Annotated in this window: 9 protein-coding genes, 1 tRNA gene and 1 pseudogene; 7 read left to right on the forward strand and 4 right to left on the reverse strand. The window is 57.9% G+C overall.

Going from position 1 to position 15866, the window contains the following annotated elements:
• Positions 1–120: 120 nt before the first annotated feature.
• The 3 genes from iroC (at position 121) to ACL2XQ_RS11370 (ending at position 6402) form a co-directional block, all read left to right on the forward strand.
• Entirely contained in the window at positions 121–3789 is a 3669-nt protein-coding gene (gene iroC / locus ACL2XQ_RS11360) for a salmochelin/enterobactin export ABC transporter IroC (protein WP_413730262.1), read from the forward strand.
• A gap of 299 nt (positions 3790–4088) precedes the next feature.
• Complete coding sequence (locus ACL2XQ_RS11365) at positions 4089–5345, forward strand: alpha/beta hydrolase-fold protein (protein WP_413730264.1); 1257 nt, start codon at positions 4089–4091, stop codon at positions 5343–5345.
• A gap of 91 nt (positions 5346–5436) precedes the next feature.
• Positions 5437–6402 carry an alpha/beta hydrolase gene (locus ACL2XQ_RS11370; protein ID WP_413730265.1) on the forward strand — a complete coding sequence of 322 codons (966 nt, stop codon included), beginning with the start codon at positions 5437–5439 and terminating at the stop codon, positions 6400–6402.
• A 234-nt stretch (positions 6403–6636) separates the two neighbouring features.
• Here the strand turns inward: ACL2XQ_RS11370 and ACL2XQ_RS11375 are convergent.
• The 4 genes and pseudogenes from ACL2XQ_RS11375 to ACL2XQ_RS11390 form a co-directional block, all read right to left on the reverse strand.
• A pseudogene (locus tag ACL2XQ_RS11375) lies at positions 6637–7894 on the reverse strand (tyrosine-type recombinase/integrase); the annotation flags it as partial.
• 229 nt (positions 7895–8123) lie between these two features.
• Positions 8124–8199: transfer RNA gene (locus ACL2XQ_RS11380), tRNA-Asn, on the reverse strand.
• A gap of 133 nt (positions 8200–8332) precedes the next feature.
• Positions 8333–9673 carry an anaerobic C4-dicarboxylate transporter gene (locus tag ACL2XQ_RS11385; protein ID WP_413728155.1) on the reverse strand — a complete coding sequence of 447 codons (1341 nt, stop codon included), beginning with the start codon at positions 9671–9673 and terminating at the stop codon, positions 8333–8335.
• 266 nt (positions 9674–9939) lie between these two features.
• Complete coding sequence (locus tag ACL2XQ_RS11390; protein ID WP_413740356.1) at positions 9940–11658, reverse strand: ABC transporter ATP-binding protein; 1719 nt, start codon at positions 11656–11658, stop codon at positions 9940–9942.
• A gap of 203 nt (positions 11659–11861) precedes the next feature.
• On the opposite strand from ACL2XQ_RS11390, the gene ACL2XQ_RS11395 reads away from it, so the two are divergent.
• The 4 genes from ACL2XQ_RS11395 (at position 11862) to ACL2XQ_RS11410 (ending at position 15857) form a co-directional block, all read left to right on the forward strand.
• A complete protein-coding gene (locus ACL2XQ_RS11395) occupies positions 11862–12350 on the forward strand; it encodes a MarR family winged helix-turn-helix transcriptional regulator (RefSeq protein WP_410014626.1) in 489 nt (162 codons plus the stop codon).
• Complete coding sequence (locus ACL2XQ_RS11400; protein WP_410014627.1) at positions 12347–13483, forward strand: HlyD family secretion protein; 1137 nt, start codon at positions 12347–12349, stop codon at positions 13481–13483. Before ACL2XQ_RS11395 ends, ACL2XQ_RS11400 begins: the two co-directional genes overlap by 4 nt.
• On the forward strand, positions 13470–15086 hold the full coding sequence (locus ACL2XQ_RS11405; protein WP_410014628.1) for a DHA2 family efflux MFS transporter permease subunit: 1617 nt from the start codon (positions 13470–13472) through the stop codon (positions 15084–15086). Before ACL2XQ_RS11400 ends, ACL2XQ_RS11405 begins: the two co-directional genes overlap by 14 nt.
• A gap of 138 nt (positions 15087–15224) precedes the next feature.
• Positions 15225–15857, forward strand: coding sequence for a TetR/AcrR family transcriptional regulator (locus tag ACL2XQ_RS11410; RefSeq protein ID WP_410014629.1), 633 nt, complete (start codon positions 15225–15227; stop codon positions 15855–15857).
• The last annotated feature ends 9 nt before the right edge of the window (positions 15858–15866 follow it).

Genomic DNA, 15866 nt, shown 5'->3' on the forward strand with positions numbered 1-15866 from the left:
CCTTTACCCGCAAAGGATTCCCACGGGGCGTGCGCTGACGCAATTTTTAACTGGATCTGTCTGGGTGCGGTTTGCCCATTGCACCCATGGATCTCTTCTATCGCAGATGAAGGAGGCTTGATGCTCACCGCCCATTCTCCAATGCCGGCTGGCTCCTGGATAGTTCGCCTTGCCAGCGTGTGCTGGGAACGTAAGACGTTAAGCATCATTGTGGTACTTGCCTCGGTGACGACTATTATCCTGGCCGCGTTGACGCCTTTACTTACCCGCCAGGCGGTTAACGATGCACTGGCTGGCGATCCCACAGGGTTGCCATGGCTCGCCGCTGGACTGCTGTTCATTGCGCTGTTCGATTTCGTCGGCAACTATGTGCGCCGCGGCTATGCCGGGGAACTTTCGTTGTGGGTTCAGCACACTTTGCGGGGAAGGGCTTTCGACAGTATCCAAAAACTTGATGGGGCCGGTCAAGACGCCCTGCGTACGGGGCAGGTTATTTCGCGCACCAATAGCGATCTTCAGCAGATGCATACTCTGTTGCAGATGTGTCCTGTGCCTCTGGCCGTCCTTACCTATTACGTTGCGGGTCTCGCGGTGATGTTGTGGATGTCGCCGACCATGACGCTTATCGTCGTCGCCGTGCTGGCCGGTTTAGCCGTGACGGCGCTGCGCGCGCGCCGTCGTGTTTTTGCGCAGACGGGCCTGGCTTCGGACAGGCTCGCTCATCTGACAGAGCACATGCGCGAGGTTCTCACGCAGATCTCCATCGTCAAGTCTTGTGTGGGGGAGTTGCGTGAGATGCAATGGCTGGACCGCCAGTCGCGGCATATGGTACGCGTGCGTATTGGTTCGGCGATCGCCCAGGCCATGCCGGGCGCCACCATGCTGGCACTCCCGGTGCTTGGTCAAATCGTGTTGCTGTGTTTCGGCGGCTGGTCCGTGATGGCCGGACGGATCGACCTGGGAACGTTCGTGGCTTTTGCCAGTTTCCTCGCCATGCTGACCGGCCCTACCCGGGTGTTTGCCTCGTTCCTGGTGATTGCTCAGCGTACCCAGGCTTCGGTCGAGCGCGTTTTCTCCCTCATCGACACCCGGCCGCAAATGCAAGATGGGTCTCAGTCCGTTGCCGGAAAAGTTGTTGGATTGGCATTGGAGGGTGTCGGATTCAACTACGGCGGCGGCGCTGGCGTACTGCGCGACGTGTCGTTTTCTATCAGTGCGGGAGAGACTATCGCGGTAGTGGGGGCGTCTGGCTCGGGTAAATCGACCTTGTTGATGCTGCTCGCACGGTTCTACGATACGACCGCCGGGCACCTGTGGCTCAACACTGAGCGGGGTAGGCAGAATATTGCCGATCTCAGACTGGAAGAGCTGCGTCGCGCGGTTGGCGTGGTGTTCGAAGATACCTTTCTTTTTGCCGGCACCGTCGCCGAGAATATCGCCTATGGCCATCCGGATGCCACGGAAGAGGACATTAGCCATGCAGCTGACGCGGCCGGAGCCACTGCCTTCATTTTAGCGCTACCGAAGGGGTTCAAGACCCGGCTTACCGAGCGCGCGACAAACCTCTCCGGTGGGCAAAGACAGCGTATTGCGCTCGCACGTGCGTTGCTTACAGCGCCAAGTGTACTGATCCTGGACGACACCACTTCAGCAGTTGATGCCGGTACCGAGGCAGAGATCAACGCCGCGCTTGGCCGATATTCCGACCATGGGCACATGCTTCTGGTTATAGCACGTCGGCGTTCGACGTTGCAGTTGGCCAGCAGGATTGTGGTACTAGAGCAAGGGCGCGTTGCCGATATCGGCACGCAGGCTGAGCTTGAGGCGCGCTGTCCGGCATTCGTTTCCCTCATGTCAAGCGCAGGCGATTTCCTGGAGAAACCCCCCGTTTCGACCGCGATACTCTGGCCCGAGCCAATCTCCTCTCTGGGGGCCCCTGGTGGTGAGGGCGATGAAGACACCACGGCCATGGCTGGCGAAGGTTTCCGTGAACGCATGAGTCGCGTGCCCGAACGGGCGGTGCGGTTGGCACAGGCAGGTGAGGGGCGGCGGGTGGCGTCGCTGTTAGTCCCCGTGGCGTGGATGTTTGTGGCCGCGGCCATGCTGATCGCGGTTGACTCGGCAGCGAGCGTCGGCGTGCTCGTGCTCTTGCAGCGTGGTATCGACACGGGCGTAGCTGCGGGCAACCTGGCCATGATCGGAATGTGTGCGGCGCTCGCCCTGTGCCTGGTTGCCATCAGTTGGTGTTGCTATTCATTGCAGACAGTGGTCTCGGCGCGCGCGGCGGAAACCGTGCAGCACACGGTTCGGTTAAGAAGCTTCGGGCATTTGTTGCGGCTAGGCCTACCTTACCATGAGCAGAACGTCGATACCCGGCTCACCCGAATGACGGTAGACGTGGATGCACTAGCACGGTTTCTGCAAAACGGTCTCGCCGGCGCCGCGACCAGCCTGGTCACCATGGTAGCCATTGCGATAGCCATGTTCTGGCTCGACCCGGTCCTGGCCCTGGTTGCGCTAGGCGGTGTCCCGGTGGTCATACTGGCCACATGGATTTACCGCCGTTTGAGTTCACCCGCCTATGCCCAGGCGCGCATAGAGATCGGCAAAGTCAATAGCACCCTGCAAGAGAAAGTGTCAGGGCTTCGCGTGGTGCAATCGCATGGGCAGCAGGATCTGGAGGCTACCAAGCTGCGTGCGCTGTCGGACCGCTTCCGCGCCACCCGCGTGCGTGCTCAGAAATATCTTGCCGTCTACTTTCCATTCCTTACCTTCTGTACCGAGGCATCTTACGCCGCCGTGCTGTTGGTGGGTGCATCCCGCGTCGCCGAAGGTGAATTGACCGCAGGCGTGCTGGCGGGATTCTTCTTGTTACTGGGGCAGTTCTACGGGCCGGTGCAACAATTGTCCGGCATTGTCGATGCCTACCAGCAAGCTTCCGCCAGCGGGAAGCATATTGACGCACTGCTGGCCACCGAGGGAGCGGAGGAAATGGAACCTTCGGATCCGTCTGCGGTAGTTGCCATGAAGGGAGAGCTTCGGCTTGAAGACGTAACATTTTGTTATCCCGGCGGCAGCGAGCCTGCGCTGGATAGGCTAAGCCTGTCCATACCGGAGGGTTCGGTAGTGGCGGTGGTGGGTCGCAGCGGTGCCGGAAAATCTACCCTGGTCAAGCTGATCGCCGGGCTCTATTCCCCCTCGAGCGGCAAGATTCGCATCGGGGGACGTGCCGTCGAGGAGATGTCACTTGCCGACTATCGTTCCCAAGTGGGCTTAGTAGAGCAGGATGTGGCGTTGTTCAGCGGCGATATCGCTGAGAACATCCGCTATTCGCGTCCATGGAGCATGGATGCGGAGGTGGAAAGCGCGGCGTTGCAGGTTGGGCTGCTCGATACGATGCGTGCCTTGCCGCGAGGGTTTCGGACGCCGGTGAACAACGGCGGGATGGATTTATCGGCTGGGCAGCGCCAGCTCATTGCGTTGGCCCGTGCGCAGCTTGCCGATGCGCATGTCCTGCTGCTCGACGAGGCCACTTCCCGCCTGGATCGTTCTTCAGAGGAGACGTTGATGACGTCTCTGTCCGATGGCGCTCGTGCTTATAGCCGAACGGTACTGGTGGTTGCCCATCGACTCACCACCGCCTGTCGATGCGATGCGATCGCCGTGCTGGAGGGCGGCAGTATCGCCGAGTACGGTACGCATGCGGAGCTGCTTGCGTTGGATGGCCTCTACGCGCGACTGTGGCATGATAGCGCCGGTGCCGCCGTTTCCTCCGCTGTGGCGCTATAGGATGACGCAGAGCATAAATCGGCGGGGGAACTGCTGGGCTAACAATCCGATGCAACGGTTTTTCAGGAGTCTTATGACGGAATGGTGCCGACGACCGGCTGCCAAAGCTCACCGGGGTCAAGTCTGCCATAATTCGCTATATCACAGGATTTGTGCAGTGCCATCAGATCCCACGGGTATAATGGCGGCCTAACATCAAATGAATCAGCGCGTCTGTTCCATGAACAGTCTAATGTAATGGCCAATTTTTATTGGTCGCTACACTACCCACCACCTTTATATTTCATGGAATGCCAAAAATGAGGAATATACCGCCCTTATCGCCCGATGATGTCGGTGCCGCAGCACGCATACGCACACCGCTGGCAACACGCACACCGCCGGACATCACGTCGTTCTGGCGAGACGTTGAATCTGTCGATATTCCTCTAGTCACTGAGGTTAACGATAAAAGTGATGACCGCGATGTCACCTTTCTATGGCGCTCGGGAACGCCGCTGCAGGGTGTTTATGTCCGCTTGAACCGTGTGACCGACAAAAGCAATGTCGTCAAAGGGCTAATGACCCACGTAGCGTCTAGCGACATCTGGATGCTGACTCTACGGTTGCCGGCCACGTACCGCGGATCATACACGATCATCGAAATTCCAAAGGGAACCTCACCCGAACTTATCTCGCAGCTTGGTGGCCGCCGACCGCCATTTGTCGGTCGACCCGACCCGTTTAACAAGGCGCCTGGCATCAACGTACGAGGGGACGCACAGGAGTCTATCCTGGCCCTGGATCTGGCTCCAGAGCAAAGAGAGTGGGCTGAAAGAGAGTGGGCTGGAGTACCCCGCGCCCATCGCGGCGTGCTCGCCACGTTGTATCCATTTATCGCTGGCCACAAGCGCCGCGTGCGCCTCTATCTTCCCGACGTCCCCAGGTCAGAGCCTTTAGGATTACTGGTATTGCTCGACGCCGAGACCTGGTTCGACCACATAGGAATCCTTGGGGCCATCGACGTCGCCATCAATAATGGCCGTATCGGCCCCTTGGCCGTGCTAGGAATCGACAACCTTGATGAAACCGACCGCTGTGCGATCCTGGGTGGCTATAGCGGGCTCGTATTCGACATTGCCGAGCGCTTGGTGCCTCAGGTACGTGCGGAATATCCTGATAGAACATGGGCTGGCCGTTCAAAGACTGTACTGTCCGGGCAAAGTCTTGGCGGCGTTACCGCACTCATGGCAGCTTTGCATGCACCTGGCATATTCGGCTGCGTACTTTGCCACTCACCCTCCCTGTGGTGGACCCCGGATGGGAACCGGCGTCCCGTCATGTTCACCGAGAATGATACGTCCTGGGTGAGCGAACACGTGCTGGCCACGCCGCCGAAGGAGGTGCGGATCCGGCTATGCGTGGGCGCTTTGGAAGGCGCGATGGTGCCTCATGTCCAACAATTGCACCAACGGCTGCTCGCGGCAGGCGTAGATAGCGATCTTTCAATCTATACCGGCGGCCACGATTTTGCATGGTGGCGTGGAGCCCTTATCGACGGACTCACCGTACTGTAACAGTCGACTAAAACCGGACACCTTTTCAGGCATATTTCTTTAAAAGGTGTTCAGATGCAGTTATCAATAGGCAAATACGGAGAAGACATAAATGAATGGCCGAAAATATCGAAATAGTCATCAATGCATGACGATGTTTTCAGCCGTGTTTTTCATAATACTCCTGTATGCCGGGAACAGTTATGGCAAACCGGATATGAAACCACTGGGGTCGAATATTGCCGACCGGGGATCCTCTTTTTATCATTTCAGTGTAAGGAGATTCGACTCCGCGGACGGGAAAAGACATTACAAGATATGGACGGGCATCCCAGACAAATCTCCCCCGACATCAGGTTTTCCCATCCTTTATCTGCTTGATGGAAACGCCGTCATGGACAGGTTGTCGGACACCCTTCTGAGGAAGCTTTCAGAAAAAACACCGCCTGTAATTGTAGCCATTGGATATCAGACAGAATTCCCCTTCGAACCGAACGCGCGGGCGTATGATTATACGCCACCGGGCAAACAGAATAGTAAGGAACACGGTGATTCTGAACGTTATGGCCGGAAAGGCGGCGGCAGCGCGATGTTTCGTCAACTGCTTGAAGACAGAATTTCTCTTGCAGTAGAAAAAAATATTAAAATAAACCCCGATAAACGAGGGATTTGGGGGCATTCCTATGGAGGATTATTTGTTATGGAATCTTATTTATCATCATCCTTTTTTAAATTTTATTACGCCGCCAGTCCGTCTCTGGAAAGAGATGATTTCGCACTGCTGAGAAGGCTGGAGTCTATAAATAAACGAAATTTCCATGACAAGCAGCTATATCTTATGGAAGGTGCTGACGCTCCTGGAAAAATTGTACAAGGTGAGGTCGGGGATGCCCTGGGCAAAGTCCGCAGAACGCTGGCCAGCCTTCGTGCGAATGGGCTGCCAGCGGCATACTGGCCGTATCCCGGACTCACTCATGGCGAAATGTTTAACGTCTCTTTTCAAAGCGCTTTGTTACATATAGGGGCTCTAAGGGAGGACCGTCCTAAATTCTGTCACGTACATCACTTTTCTGATTAAAGGCGCGTAATGTTCGGTTAGGGGTAAGCGATTATCTGAATCGCTTACTTTTCGAATCCCGGTGGGGCGGGACTATAACCGAATTCATGACTTGCCCAAGCGCCGAAAGATGGTGCATGCGTGGGTCAACCCAGTTAAATTCCCTATTGACACTTATCACCTGAGAGGGTTCACAAGTTATGTCCGAATCCATGCCGGACATTGTTTGGATCCCCGCGATTTGAATAACCAACCGGCTATTGGCGGCTTCCATATGCCCTTGTTCTAACATATCAAGACGGTCCGCCCAGTCCTGCATCATGATCCGCCGCTGTTCAACGTAGGCCGCATGGTTGTAGGCTGCGCTCACTTTGTTCGGGTCGGTATGAGATAACTGTGCTTCTATCCATGCCTTTGGATAACCAATTTCATGCAGTGCCGTTGAAATTGTGCCGCGGACACCGTGGCCAGTCAGACGATCTTTATATCCCATTCGTTTGAGGGCTTGGTTGAGTGTGTTTTCACTCATGCGCTTTTTCAGGTCAGAATTGTGGGGAAATAGGAATCGCTGTGCAGGTCTACTATTTCCGAGCAAGTGGTAGATGATTTCAATAGCCTGTACAGATAAAGGGACAGTGTAGGGCGGGATATCTTGCGAGTGTCTTCCATTCTTGCGCAAAAGCTTTTTTAGCTGTTTTACGTTATCCGGTGGAATAAACCATAACCCGCGCTCCAGATCAAACTGCTCTGGTGTCGCCAGGCGTAGCTCGCCGGTGCGAACACCGGTCAGCAGCAACAGGCGAAGCCCCATCTGGGTGTTCGGTTGGCCAGGATAACGACGTAGGTTTTGTAAAAAAGCCGGGATTTCATGCATCCATAAAAAGGGATTATGGACAGAAGGGGGTTTAGGCAGTGCGACCACCTTCAGGTCGGTAGCAGGGTTATTCTCCAATCCTTCCACTTTTACTAAAGCAAAGCGGAATATCTGATTCAACCAGCCGCGGACTTTTTCGGCAACGGTGAATGCGCCGCGGTGTTCAATTCTGCTCATGATTTGTAACAGGTCGGTCCGGCGGACATCATAAATAGATGTTTTGCCAATTCTCGGCAGGACATCATTCTTGAAAACGCGCTGGCACTGGGAAAGAGGCGACTTTCTGCCTTCTTTCGACGTGAGTGCCCGGTATTCAGTCCATTCCTTGAATACGGTTTCAAAGCTGTTCTCAGAGGCGAGAAAGGTGGCATAGCGCTGCTGCTCACGGGCAGTCCGTGGATTAATGCCTTTTGCCAACAGAGCAGAAGCATGATCTCTTAACTGTCTTGCTTCACGGAGTGTGACGCTTGGATAGCAACCGAGAGAAATGCGCTTTTGTTTTCCGCCCCAGTAATAGCGGAAGTGCCAGGTTTTTCCACCTTTGGGTGAAACAGCAAGCGAAAGGCCGGCATCATCGGAGAGGGTATAGGCTTTGCCGGTAATTTTGGCCCGGCGGACTGCGGTATCGGAAAGTGCCATGATCGTAGCTCCTGATTGTTGGTCAGAGCTGGATTCTGGTTTCCAATCGAACAATCATAAAGCAACAATCCGGAACCAAACTCACCCGCATTTCCGATGGACTTAAACATGGACTTAAAAGTATCGGATACAGGTGGATTTCAGTGGACGTCGCTGGAGCATAGAAGGATGGTTTTCATCCTTCTATCAATGACCTATGGACATCGGTAGACATCCACAGAACAGAATTTGGCTCCTCTGACTGGACTCGAACCAGTGACATACGGATTAACAGTCCGCCGTTCTACCGACTGAACTACAGAGGAATCGCTGGGTTCGCATAATAGCGATGGTGGTGGGCGATGTCAAAGGGGGAAGGGACGTAAAGGGTCTGTTTGCTCAGAGATTGCGCATCCGCCCGCATCCCGCCGCAATGCGGCGGGATTTTCTAGCGGATTATTATAAAAAGCCGTAGGCGGCGGCCAGGATCCAGCCGACAAGGCTTGAGACGCCCACGCCAATCAGGCCCACCAGGATAAAGCTGTGGTTGATGACATACTTGCCGATATGGGTGGTGCCGGAACGGTCAAACTGGATAGCCGCCAGGTCGCTGGGATAGGTCGGCAGGATATAATAGCCGTAGCAGGCGGGCGCCGAGGCGACGATATAGGCCGGGTCGACGCCGATGGCCAGGGCCAGGGGCACAATCGCCGCCAGCGCCGCGGCCTGGGAGTTGACGAACTTCGAGACCACCAGCAGCGCCAGCGCGTAGGCCCAGGGATGGACCTTGATAATGGCGCCGAGGCTGGCTTCGATTTCGGCCAGGTGCGCGCCGAAGATGGTTTCCGCCATCCAGGCGATGCCGTAGACCGCCACGATGGCAATCATGCCGGAGCGGAAGACTTCGTTTTTCGAGATGGCCGCCGGGTTGGTCTTGGTGGCGATGATAATCAGGGCGCCGGAAAATAGCATGCACATCTGGATAACCAATACCATCGACAGCCGTTTGCCGCCGAACACCGGCAGCAGCTGCGGCATCGCGCCCAGCAGCGCGACGACGGCGATGGTGGCGAGGAAAATCCACATCGCCACCCAGTTGCTGCGCGGCAGCTTCTGGTTGAGCAGGGTGGCGGTATCGCCGTAGACATAGTGGCGGTTTTCGGGGTCGGCGATAAATTTCTGGAACACCTCGTCCTTATCCAGGTCCTTGCCGCGAAACCAGCTGAAGATACCGATGGCCAGGATGCCGCACAGGGTGGAGGGAACGGTGATGGCCAGCAGGTCGAGGAAGTCGAGGTGGCGGCCGTTAAAAGACACATTGCCGAGCATGGCCACCAGGGAGACCACCGCGACCGACACGGGGCTGGCGATAATGCCCATCTGGGCGCCGACGGAGCTGGCGGCCATGGGACGTTCTGGGCGGATATTATTTTTAATCGCCACGTCGTAGATGATGGGCAAAATGGTGTAGACCACATGGCCGGTGCCGCAGAGGATGGTCAGGCAGCAGGTGACGAAGGGGGCGACGATGGAGACGTATTTGGGGTTGCGCCGCAGGAGTCGCTCGGCGATTTGCAGCATGACGTCCAGGCCGCCGGAGGCTTGCAGGGTGGCGGAGGCGGCGACCACGGCGATAATCACCAGCATGACGTCGACCGGGGGTTTACCGGGTTCGAGATGGAAGACGAAAACCAGGATAACCAGCCCGATACCGCCCAGGAGGCCGAGGGCGATACCGCCCTTTCTGGCGCCGTATAACAGACAGGCCAGAATAACGGCCAGTTGAATAAAGAAGTCCATACATTCCTCAAAGAAAGTTAACGTTTTTTGTTAACCGCTAATATCGGCCTGTTGACCACACAATTCGTTGCGTCAAATCTAAGATAGGGGTGTTATTACGAGAAAATTGATTAATAGGCGAGATGAGTCACAAGATATAATACCCTGAGTTATAATTGCATTGTCTTGTAATTAATGGATGATTATTGTTTTTGGTCAAAAAGAATAGTCGTTGAGGTTATTTCATTAACATAACTTCAACGCTATTCGGTTAATTCGCGCGGCAATCAGGCCGCGCCGAATTGGGCCTGATGCAGGCGGGCATAAGTGCCGTGCCGCAACAGCAGTTCCTTGTGGCTGCCCTGTTCAATAATGCCCTGCGTATCCACCACCACGATGCGATCGGCATGCTGGATAGTGGCCAGGCGATGGGCTATCACCAGCGTGGTACGTCCCCGTGACAGGTCGGACAGCGAGTGCTGGATGGCCTGCTCGGTGGCGGTATCCAGCGCCGAGGTGGCTTCGTCGAGGATCAGGATCGGCGGGTTCTTCAGGAAAATACGCGCAATGGACAGACGCTGCTTCTGGCCGCCGGACAACTTTACCCCGCGCTCGCCCACCAGGGTATCCAGTCCTTCCGGCAGGGCGGCGATCAGCTCGTCAAGGCGCGCCCGCCGCGCCGCCTGCCAGATTTCCTCATCGGTGGCGTCCAGTTTGCCATAGGCGATATTTTCGCGGATCGATCCGCCGAACAGGAATACGTCCTGTTGCACAATGCCGATATTGCCGCGCAGCGAAGCCTGGGTCATATCGCGGATATCGATGCCGTCCACGCTGATGCTTCCGGCATCCACATCATAAAAGCGCGGCAGCAAAGAGCACAGCGTGGTTTTACCCGCGCCGGACGGGCCGACAAAGGCCACGGTTTCGCCGGCGCGGATGGTCAGGTTCAGATGGCTGAAGATCGGTTTATCGGCCCGGTAGCCGAAGCTGACGTCGCGATAGACGATATCGCCGCGCAGGCTGTCCACCGCCAGGGCGGCGGGGCGGTCGGTGATATCGGCCACGGTATCCATCAGCCCGGTAAAACGCTTAAAGCCGGCAATGCCCTTGGGATAGCTCTCCAGCACCGCCGAAATCTTGGCAACCGGGCGGAAAAAGACTTCCACCAGCAGCAGGAAACCGACAAAACCGCCGTAGCTTAGCTCGCCCTTGATAACATACCAGGTGCCGGCAACCATCACGATCAGCTGGACCAGGCGGGTGCTGAGATAACTTAGGGTCAGGCTGGCGGTCATGATGCGGTAGGCGCGCAGCTTGGTGGCGCGGTAGCTGTCGTTATCACGGGCAAACAGGGCTTCTTCCCGGCGTTCGTTGGCAAAGGCCTTGACCACGCGGATGCCGCCGATGCTCTCCTCGATGCGGGCGTTGAAATTACCCACCTGGCGGAACAGCTTGCGCCAGGTGTCCGTCATCTGCGCGCCCTGGCTGCTGACCAGCCAGGTCATGGCGGGGACGATGATAACGGTCAGCATCGCCAGCGGCACATGGACGGTGGCCATCAGGATAAACGCGCCGATAAACGTCATCAGGGCGATAAACAGATCTTCCGGGCCGTGATGGGCGATTTCGCCGACCTCCTCCAGATCCTTGGTGACGTGGGTGATGATGTGGCCGGTCTTGGTATTGTCGTAATAACGGAACGAGAGCTTCTGCAGATGATTAAACGCCTCGCGGCGCATATCGGTTTCTATGCCCACGCCCAGGGCGTGACCCCAATAGTTAACCACCGCCATCAGCCCGGTATTGAGCAAATAAATCAGCAGCAGGCCGGCGGCGGAGACGCATACCAGCACCCAGTCCTGGGCGGGCAGTAATTTGTCGATAAAGAGTTTTACCGCCATGGGAAAACCCAGCTCAAGCAGGCCGGCGAGAATGGCGCAGCCGAAATCGAGCGCAAACAAGCGCTTATAAGGAAGGTAGTAGCTAAAAAAACGGCGGAGCATCAATGCGTCCTCTGACAAAATCGCAATGCGGGATCACTTTTACGATGATTATGAATATGTTGACCAAATGATAATGCCTCGTAATCGCCAGTAAGGTCAATGGGGCAGGGGGAATGGCGTGTCGCGCCGGTAAAGTCTTGACAATATATAGGTGCAGGGAGTTATTATTTATATATCAACTAATGTGTTGGAATCTATTCCCTATGTCATCAACTCCTACCTCGTCTTTAACCGATTCAACGCTGCCCGCTCCGTCGCCCAAGCGCCATTTCGCCAACCTGATTGCCCAGACCGCGCGGCAATGGCGGCGGGTTATCGATCGCAAGCTCCAGCCCTATGGCCTGACGGAAGCCACCTGGGTGCCGCTGTTATACCTGGCGCGCGCGGACAAGCCGATGCTGCAAAAAGACCTGGCCGAAGCCATTTATCTGGATGCGTCCTCGGTGGTGCGCCTGTTGGATAACCTGCAAAACCAGGGGTTTATCGAGCGGCGCGAAGGCAGCGATCGCCGCGCCAAAGAGATCCATCTGACCGAATCCGGCATGCAGCGGGTCCAGCAGGTGGAGGGGATGGCCCAGCAGGTGCGCGATCGGGCGCTGGCCGGCGTGGACGATAACGATATCGAACAAATGAACCGTTTGCTGGAACAGGTGCTGGTCAGTTTGGCCGTCGTCGACAGGGAACCCGTATGAATAGTGGTGTACACGAGCGGCGATTTCTGTCCCTCACCCGGTTTAAACGTCTTAACAATCGGCAGAAAACCTGGGTTATCGCCGGGCTGGTGGTGGTGATAGCGCTGGCTATCTGGTTTATCACCTGGCTTGACTGGCGTTTTGCCCATGTGGCCGAGAATGATGCCCATATTAGCGGCGAGGTGGTGACCCTGGCCAGCCGGGTGGACGGCTGGCTGGTGGCGCGTCCGGTGATGGATGGCGATCATGTTAAAAAAGGCCAGGTCCTGGCGCAGATCGACGACCGCGACGCCCGGCTGCGGCTGGCGGCGGTGCAAGGCGACCTGGCATCCGCCAATGCGCAAATCCGCTATACCGAGGCGCAGCGCCAGACCGCCGATTTAACCACCCAGGCCACCCTTGAGCAGGCGCAGGCGCAGCTGACCGTGGCGGAGTCGACGCTGTCCGACGCCGGGCATCAGCTGGCGCTGGCGCAAGCCAATTTCCAGCGTGACGATAGTTTGGTGAAAAGCGGACTGACGCCGCGCAAGACCTGGGATGAAAGCCATACCGCCCTGCTGCAGCGTCAGGATCAGCAGCGGGAGGCCGAGGCGCAGCTGCTGTCGCAGCGGGCGGCGCTGGCCAATGCCCGGGCGCAGCGCGGGCAGCTGCAGGTGCTGGACCGGCAGATCGATATGCAGCGCCAGCAGCTGGTGGCGCTGACGGCGCAGGCGCAGCAGATTACCCAGGAAATCGCCGATCGCACCCTGCGCTCGCCGGTGGACGGCGTGGTGGATCGTACGCTGGGCGATGTGGGGGATTATGTGCAGGCAGGACAGTGGGTGATGATGGTCCACGATCCGCACAACGTCTGGGTGGAGGCGAACATTAAGGAAACGGCGCTGAATAAAGTGGCGGTGGGCCAGCCGGTGGATATCGGCATCGACGCCTATCCCGATCTGGTTTCCCATGGGCACGTGATCCGGGTCGGCAATACCGCCACCAATCAATTCGCCCTGCTGCCCAGTCCCAACCCGTCCGGCAACTTTACCAAAATCACCCAGCGGGTGCCGGTGCGTATTGCCTTTGACCAGGCCGACGCGCGGCTGAAACCCGGCCTGATGGTTGAGGTGGCCATCAATGTCGCCCATTGAGACCCAGGCGCAGCGTTTTGGTCCCGCGTATCGCTGGCTGGCCACCGGCACGGTGATGCTGGGCACCATCGCCACCACCGCCACCGCCACCATCGTTAACGTGGCCATGCGCGATATCATGGGGGCGTTTGGCCTGGGGCAGGATCAGGTGCAATGGCTCTCCACCGCTTTTTTAGCCTCGATGACCGCCACCATGCTGATGACCGCCTGGGTATTGGAGCGGTTCGGCTACCGACGGGCGTTTGTCGGCGCGCTGGCGGTGTTTATCGCCGGCAGCCTGCTGGGCTTTGCCAGCGCCAGCGGCGCCGAAGTGATTTTGGCCCGGGTGCTGCAGGGTTGCGCGTCGGGCATTATCCAGCCGATGGCGATGGTGGTGCTCTCGCAGGTATTTCCTCCCGCGCAGCGCGGCAAGGCCATGGGCATCTATGGGGTGGGCGTGGTGCTGGCCCCGGCGCTGGGGCCGACGGTCGGCGGCCTGATGGTCGATCAGTACGACTGGCGTTTTGTCTTTCTGGTGGTGGTGCCATTCTGCGTTGCCGGCATGGCGGCGGCGATGGTTATCCTGCCGGGGCTGGATAAGCAGGCCGCCGCGCCGCGCCGCAGGTTCGACGGCCTCGGGTTTTTGCTGCTGGTCTGCGCGCTGATCACGCTGCTCACCGGTTTGTCCAACGGCCAGCGCGAGGGATGGGATTCTTTTTTTATTATCGGCATGTTTGCCGCCGCCCTGATAACCGCCGCCGCGTTTATCCTGTGGGAATTGGTGGCGCCGCAGCCGTTGCTTAGCCTGCGGGTATTCAATAACCTGCGTTTTTCCGCCGGGTGCGTGGTGGCCTTCGCGCTGGGAGCCGGCATTTACGGTTCCACCTATATCATCCCGCTGTTTGTCCAAACCGTGCAGGGGTATACGCCCACCCGCTCCGGATTATTGCTGATGCCCTCCGGGCTGGTGCTGGGACTGATATTTCCCATTGCCGGACAACTGAGCGATCGCCTGCCGCCGCATCTGCCGGTGATGGCCGGGCTGGCGATTTTCGGCCTGTCCTGCTGGCTGTCCGGCGGCGTCGATGTCGATACCCCTTTCTGGACCATGGCCCTGTGGGTCGTGCTGGGTCGTATCGGGTTGGGCGTTATGCTGCCGGCGCTGAACGCCGGGGCGCTGCGGGCGCTGCCGGCGGATAAGCTGGCCCAGGGATCCGGCAGCCTTAATTTTGTCCGCCAGCTGGGCGGCGCCTTTGGCGTTAACCTGCTGTCGGTGATTATCGACCGGCGTACCATTTTTCACGGCGACGCCCTGGCGCAGGCGCTGACGGCCGCCAACGCCACGGCGGCGGAATCCATCTCCCGCCTGGCGCTGCTCTATTCCCACTGGGGCAATCCGTTCGGCAGCCGCTTACCGCAAGGCGTGAATCCCGGCTCAATGGCCTACCTGGAAACCATGCTGGTGCCGAAGGCGCAGCTGTTCGCCTATCAGGACGGGTTTTATATCGTGGCGGTGTTTTTCTTCCTGGCGATTATCCCGGCGTGGTTTATGCGCGGCCGGAACCGGCCGGCGACGCAATTGCAGGCGGAGCCGGCGCCTGCCGCGGTCGCCGCGCATGACTGATTCCGCCGGGTAACGCTGCCCGCGACGTTCGCCAGGCCGGTTGGCCTGGCGTTTGCCGGATCATGATCCGGCGCAATAAACCGCGCGGCGGAACAGGTTACACTCGATTTTTATAGACGATCGGTCTATATTATTACCATGAATGAAAAAACTGTTGCCGCGCGGCGCGGGCGTCCGCCGAAAATCGCCCGGGACCAGCCGGATACCCGTGAAAATCTGATTCGCTGCGGTACCGCTATCCTGACCGAGCAGGGGTTCAGCGCCTCGGGTATCGACGGCATCCTGAAGCAGGTGGGCGTGCCGAAAGGCTCGTTTTACTACTACTTCGAGAGCAAGGAAGCGTTCGGGCAGGCGATTATCGACTACTACGGCCGCTATTTTCTGCGCAAGCTGGACCATTGGCTGCTGGACGAAACCCTGCCGCCGCTGGAGCGCCTGCGGGCGCTGGTGTCCGACCTCAGCCTGGGCATGGCGAAATACGATTTCAGACGCGGTTGCCTGGTGGGCAATCTCGGGCAGGAAATCAACGTGCTGCCGGCAAGCTACCGCCGCCAGCTCAGCGACATTTTGCAGCAATGGCAACAGCGGGTCGCCTGCTGCCTGCGGCTGGCGCGCGCCGCCGGGCAATTACCGCCGGACGCGGACTGCGAAGGCCTGGCGGAATTTTTCTGGATCGGCTGGGAAGGGGCGGTAATGCGCGCCCGGCTGGCCGGCGGCCCCCAACCTTTACAGCGGTTCGCCGACGGGTTTTTCGCCGGTCTGCCGCGCTGAACCCTTGCC

Source organism: Sodalis sp. RH14, from assembly GCF_047324285.1.
In the GTDB taxonomy this organism is placed as follows: domain Bacteria; phylum Pseudomonadota; class Gammaproteobacteria; order Enterobacterales; family Enterobacteriaceae; genus Acerihabitans.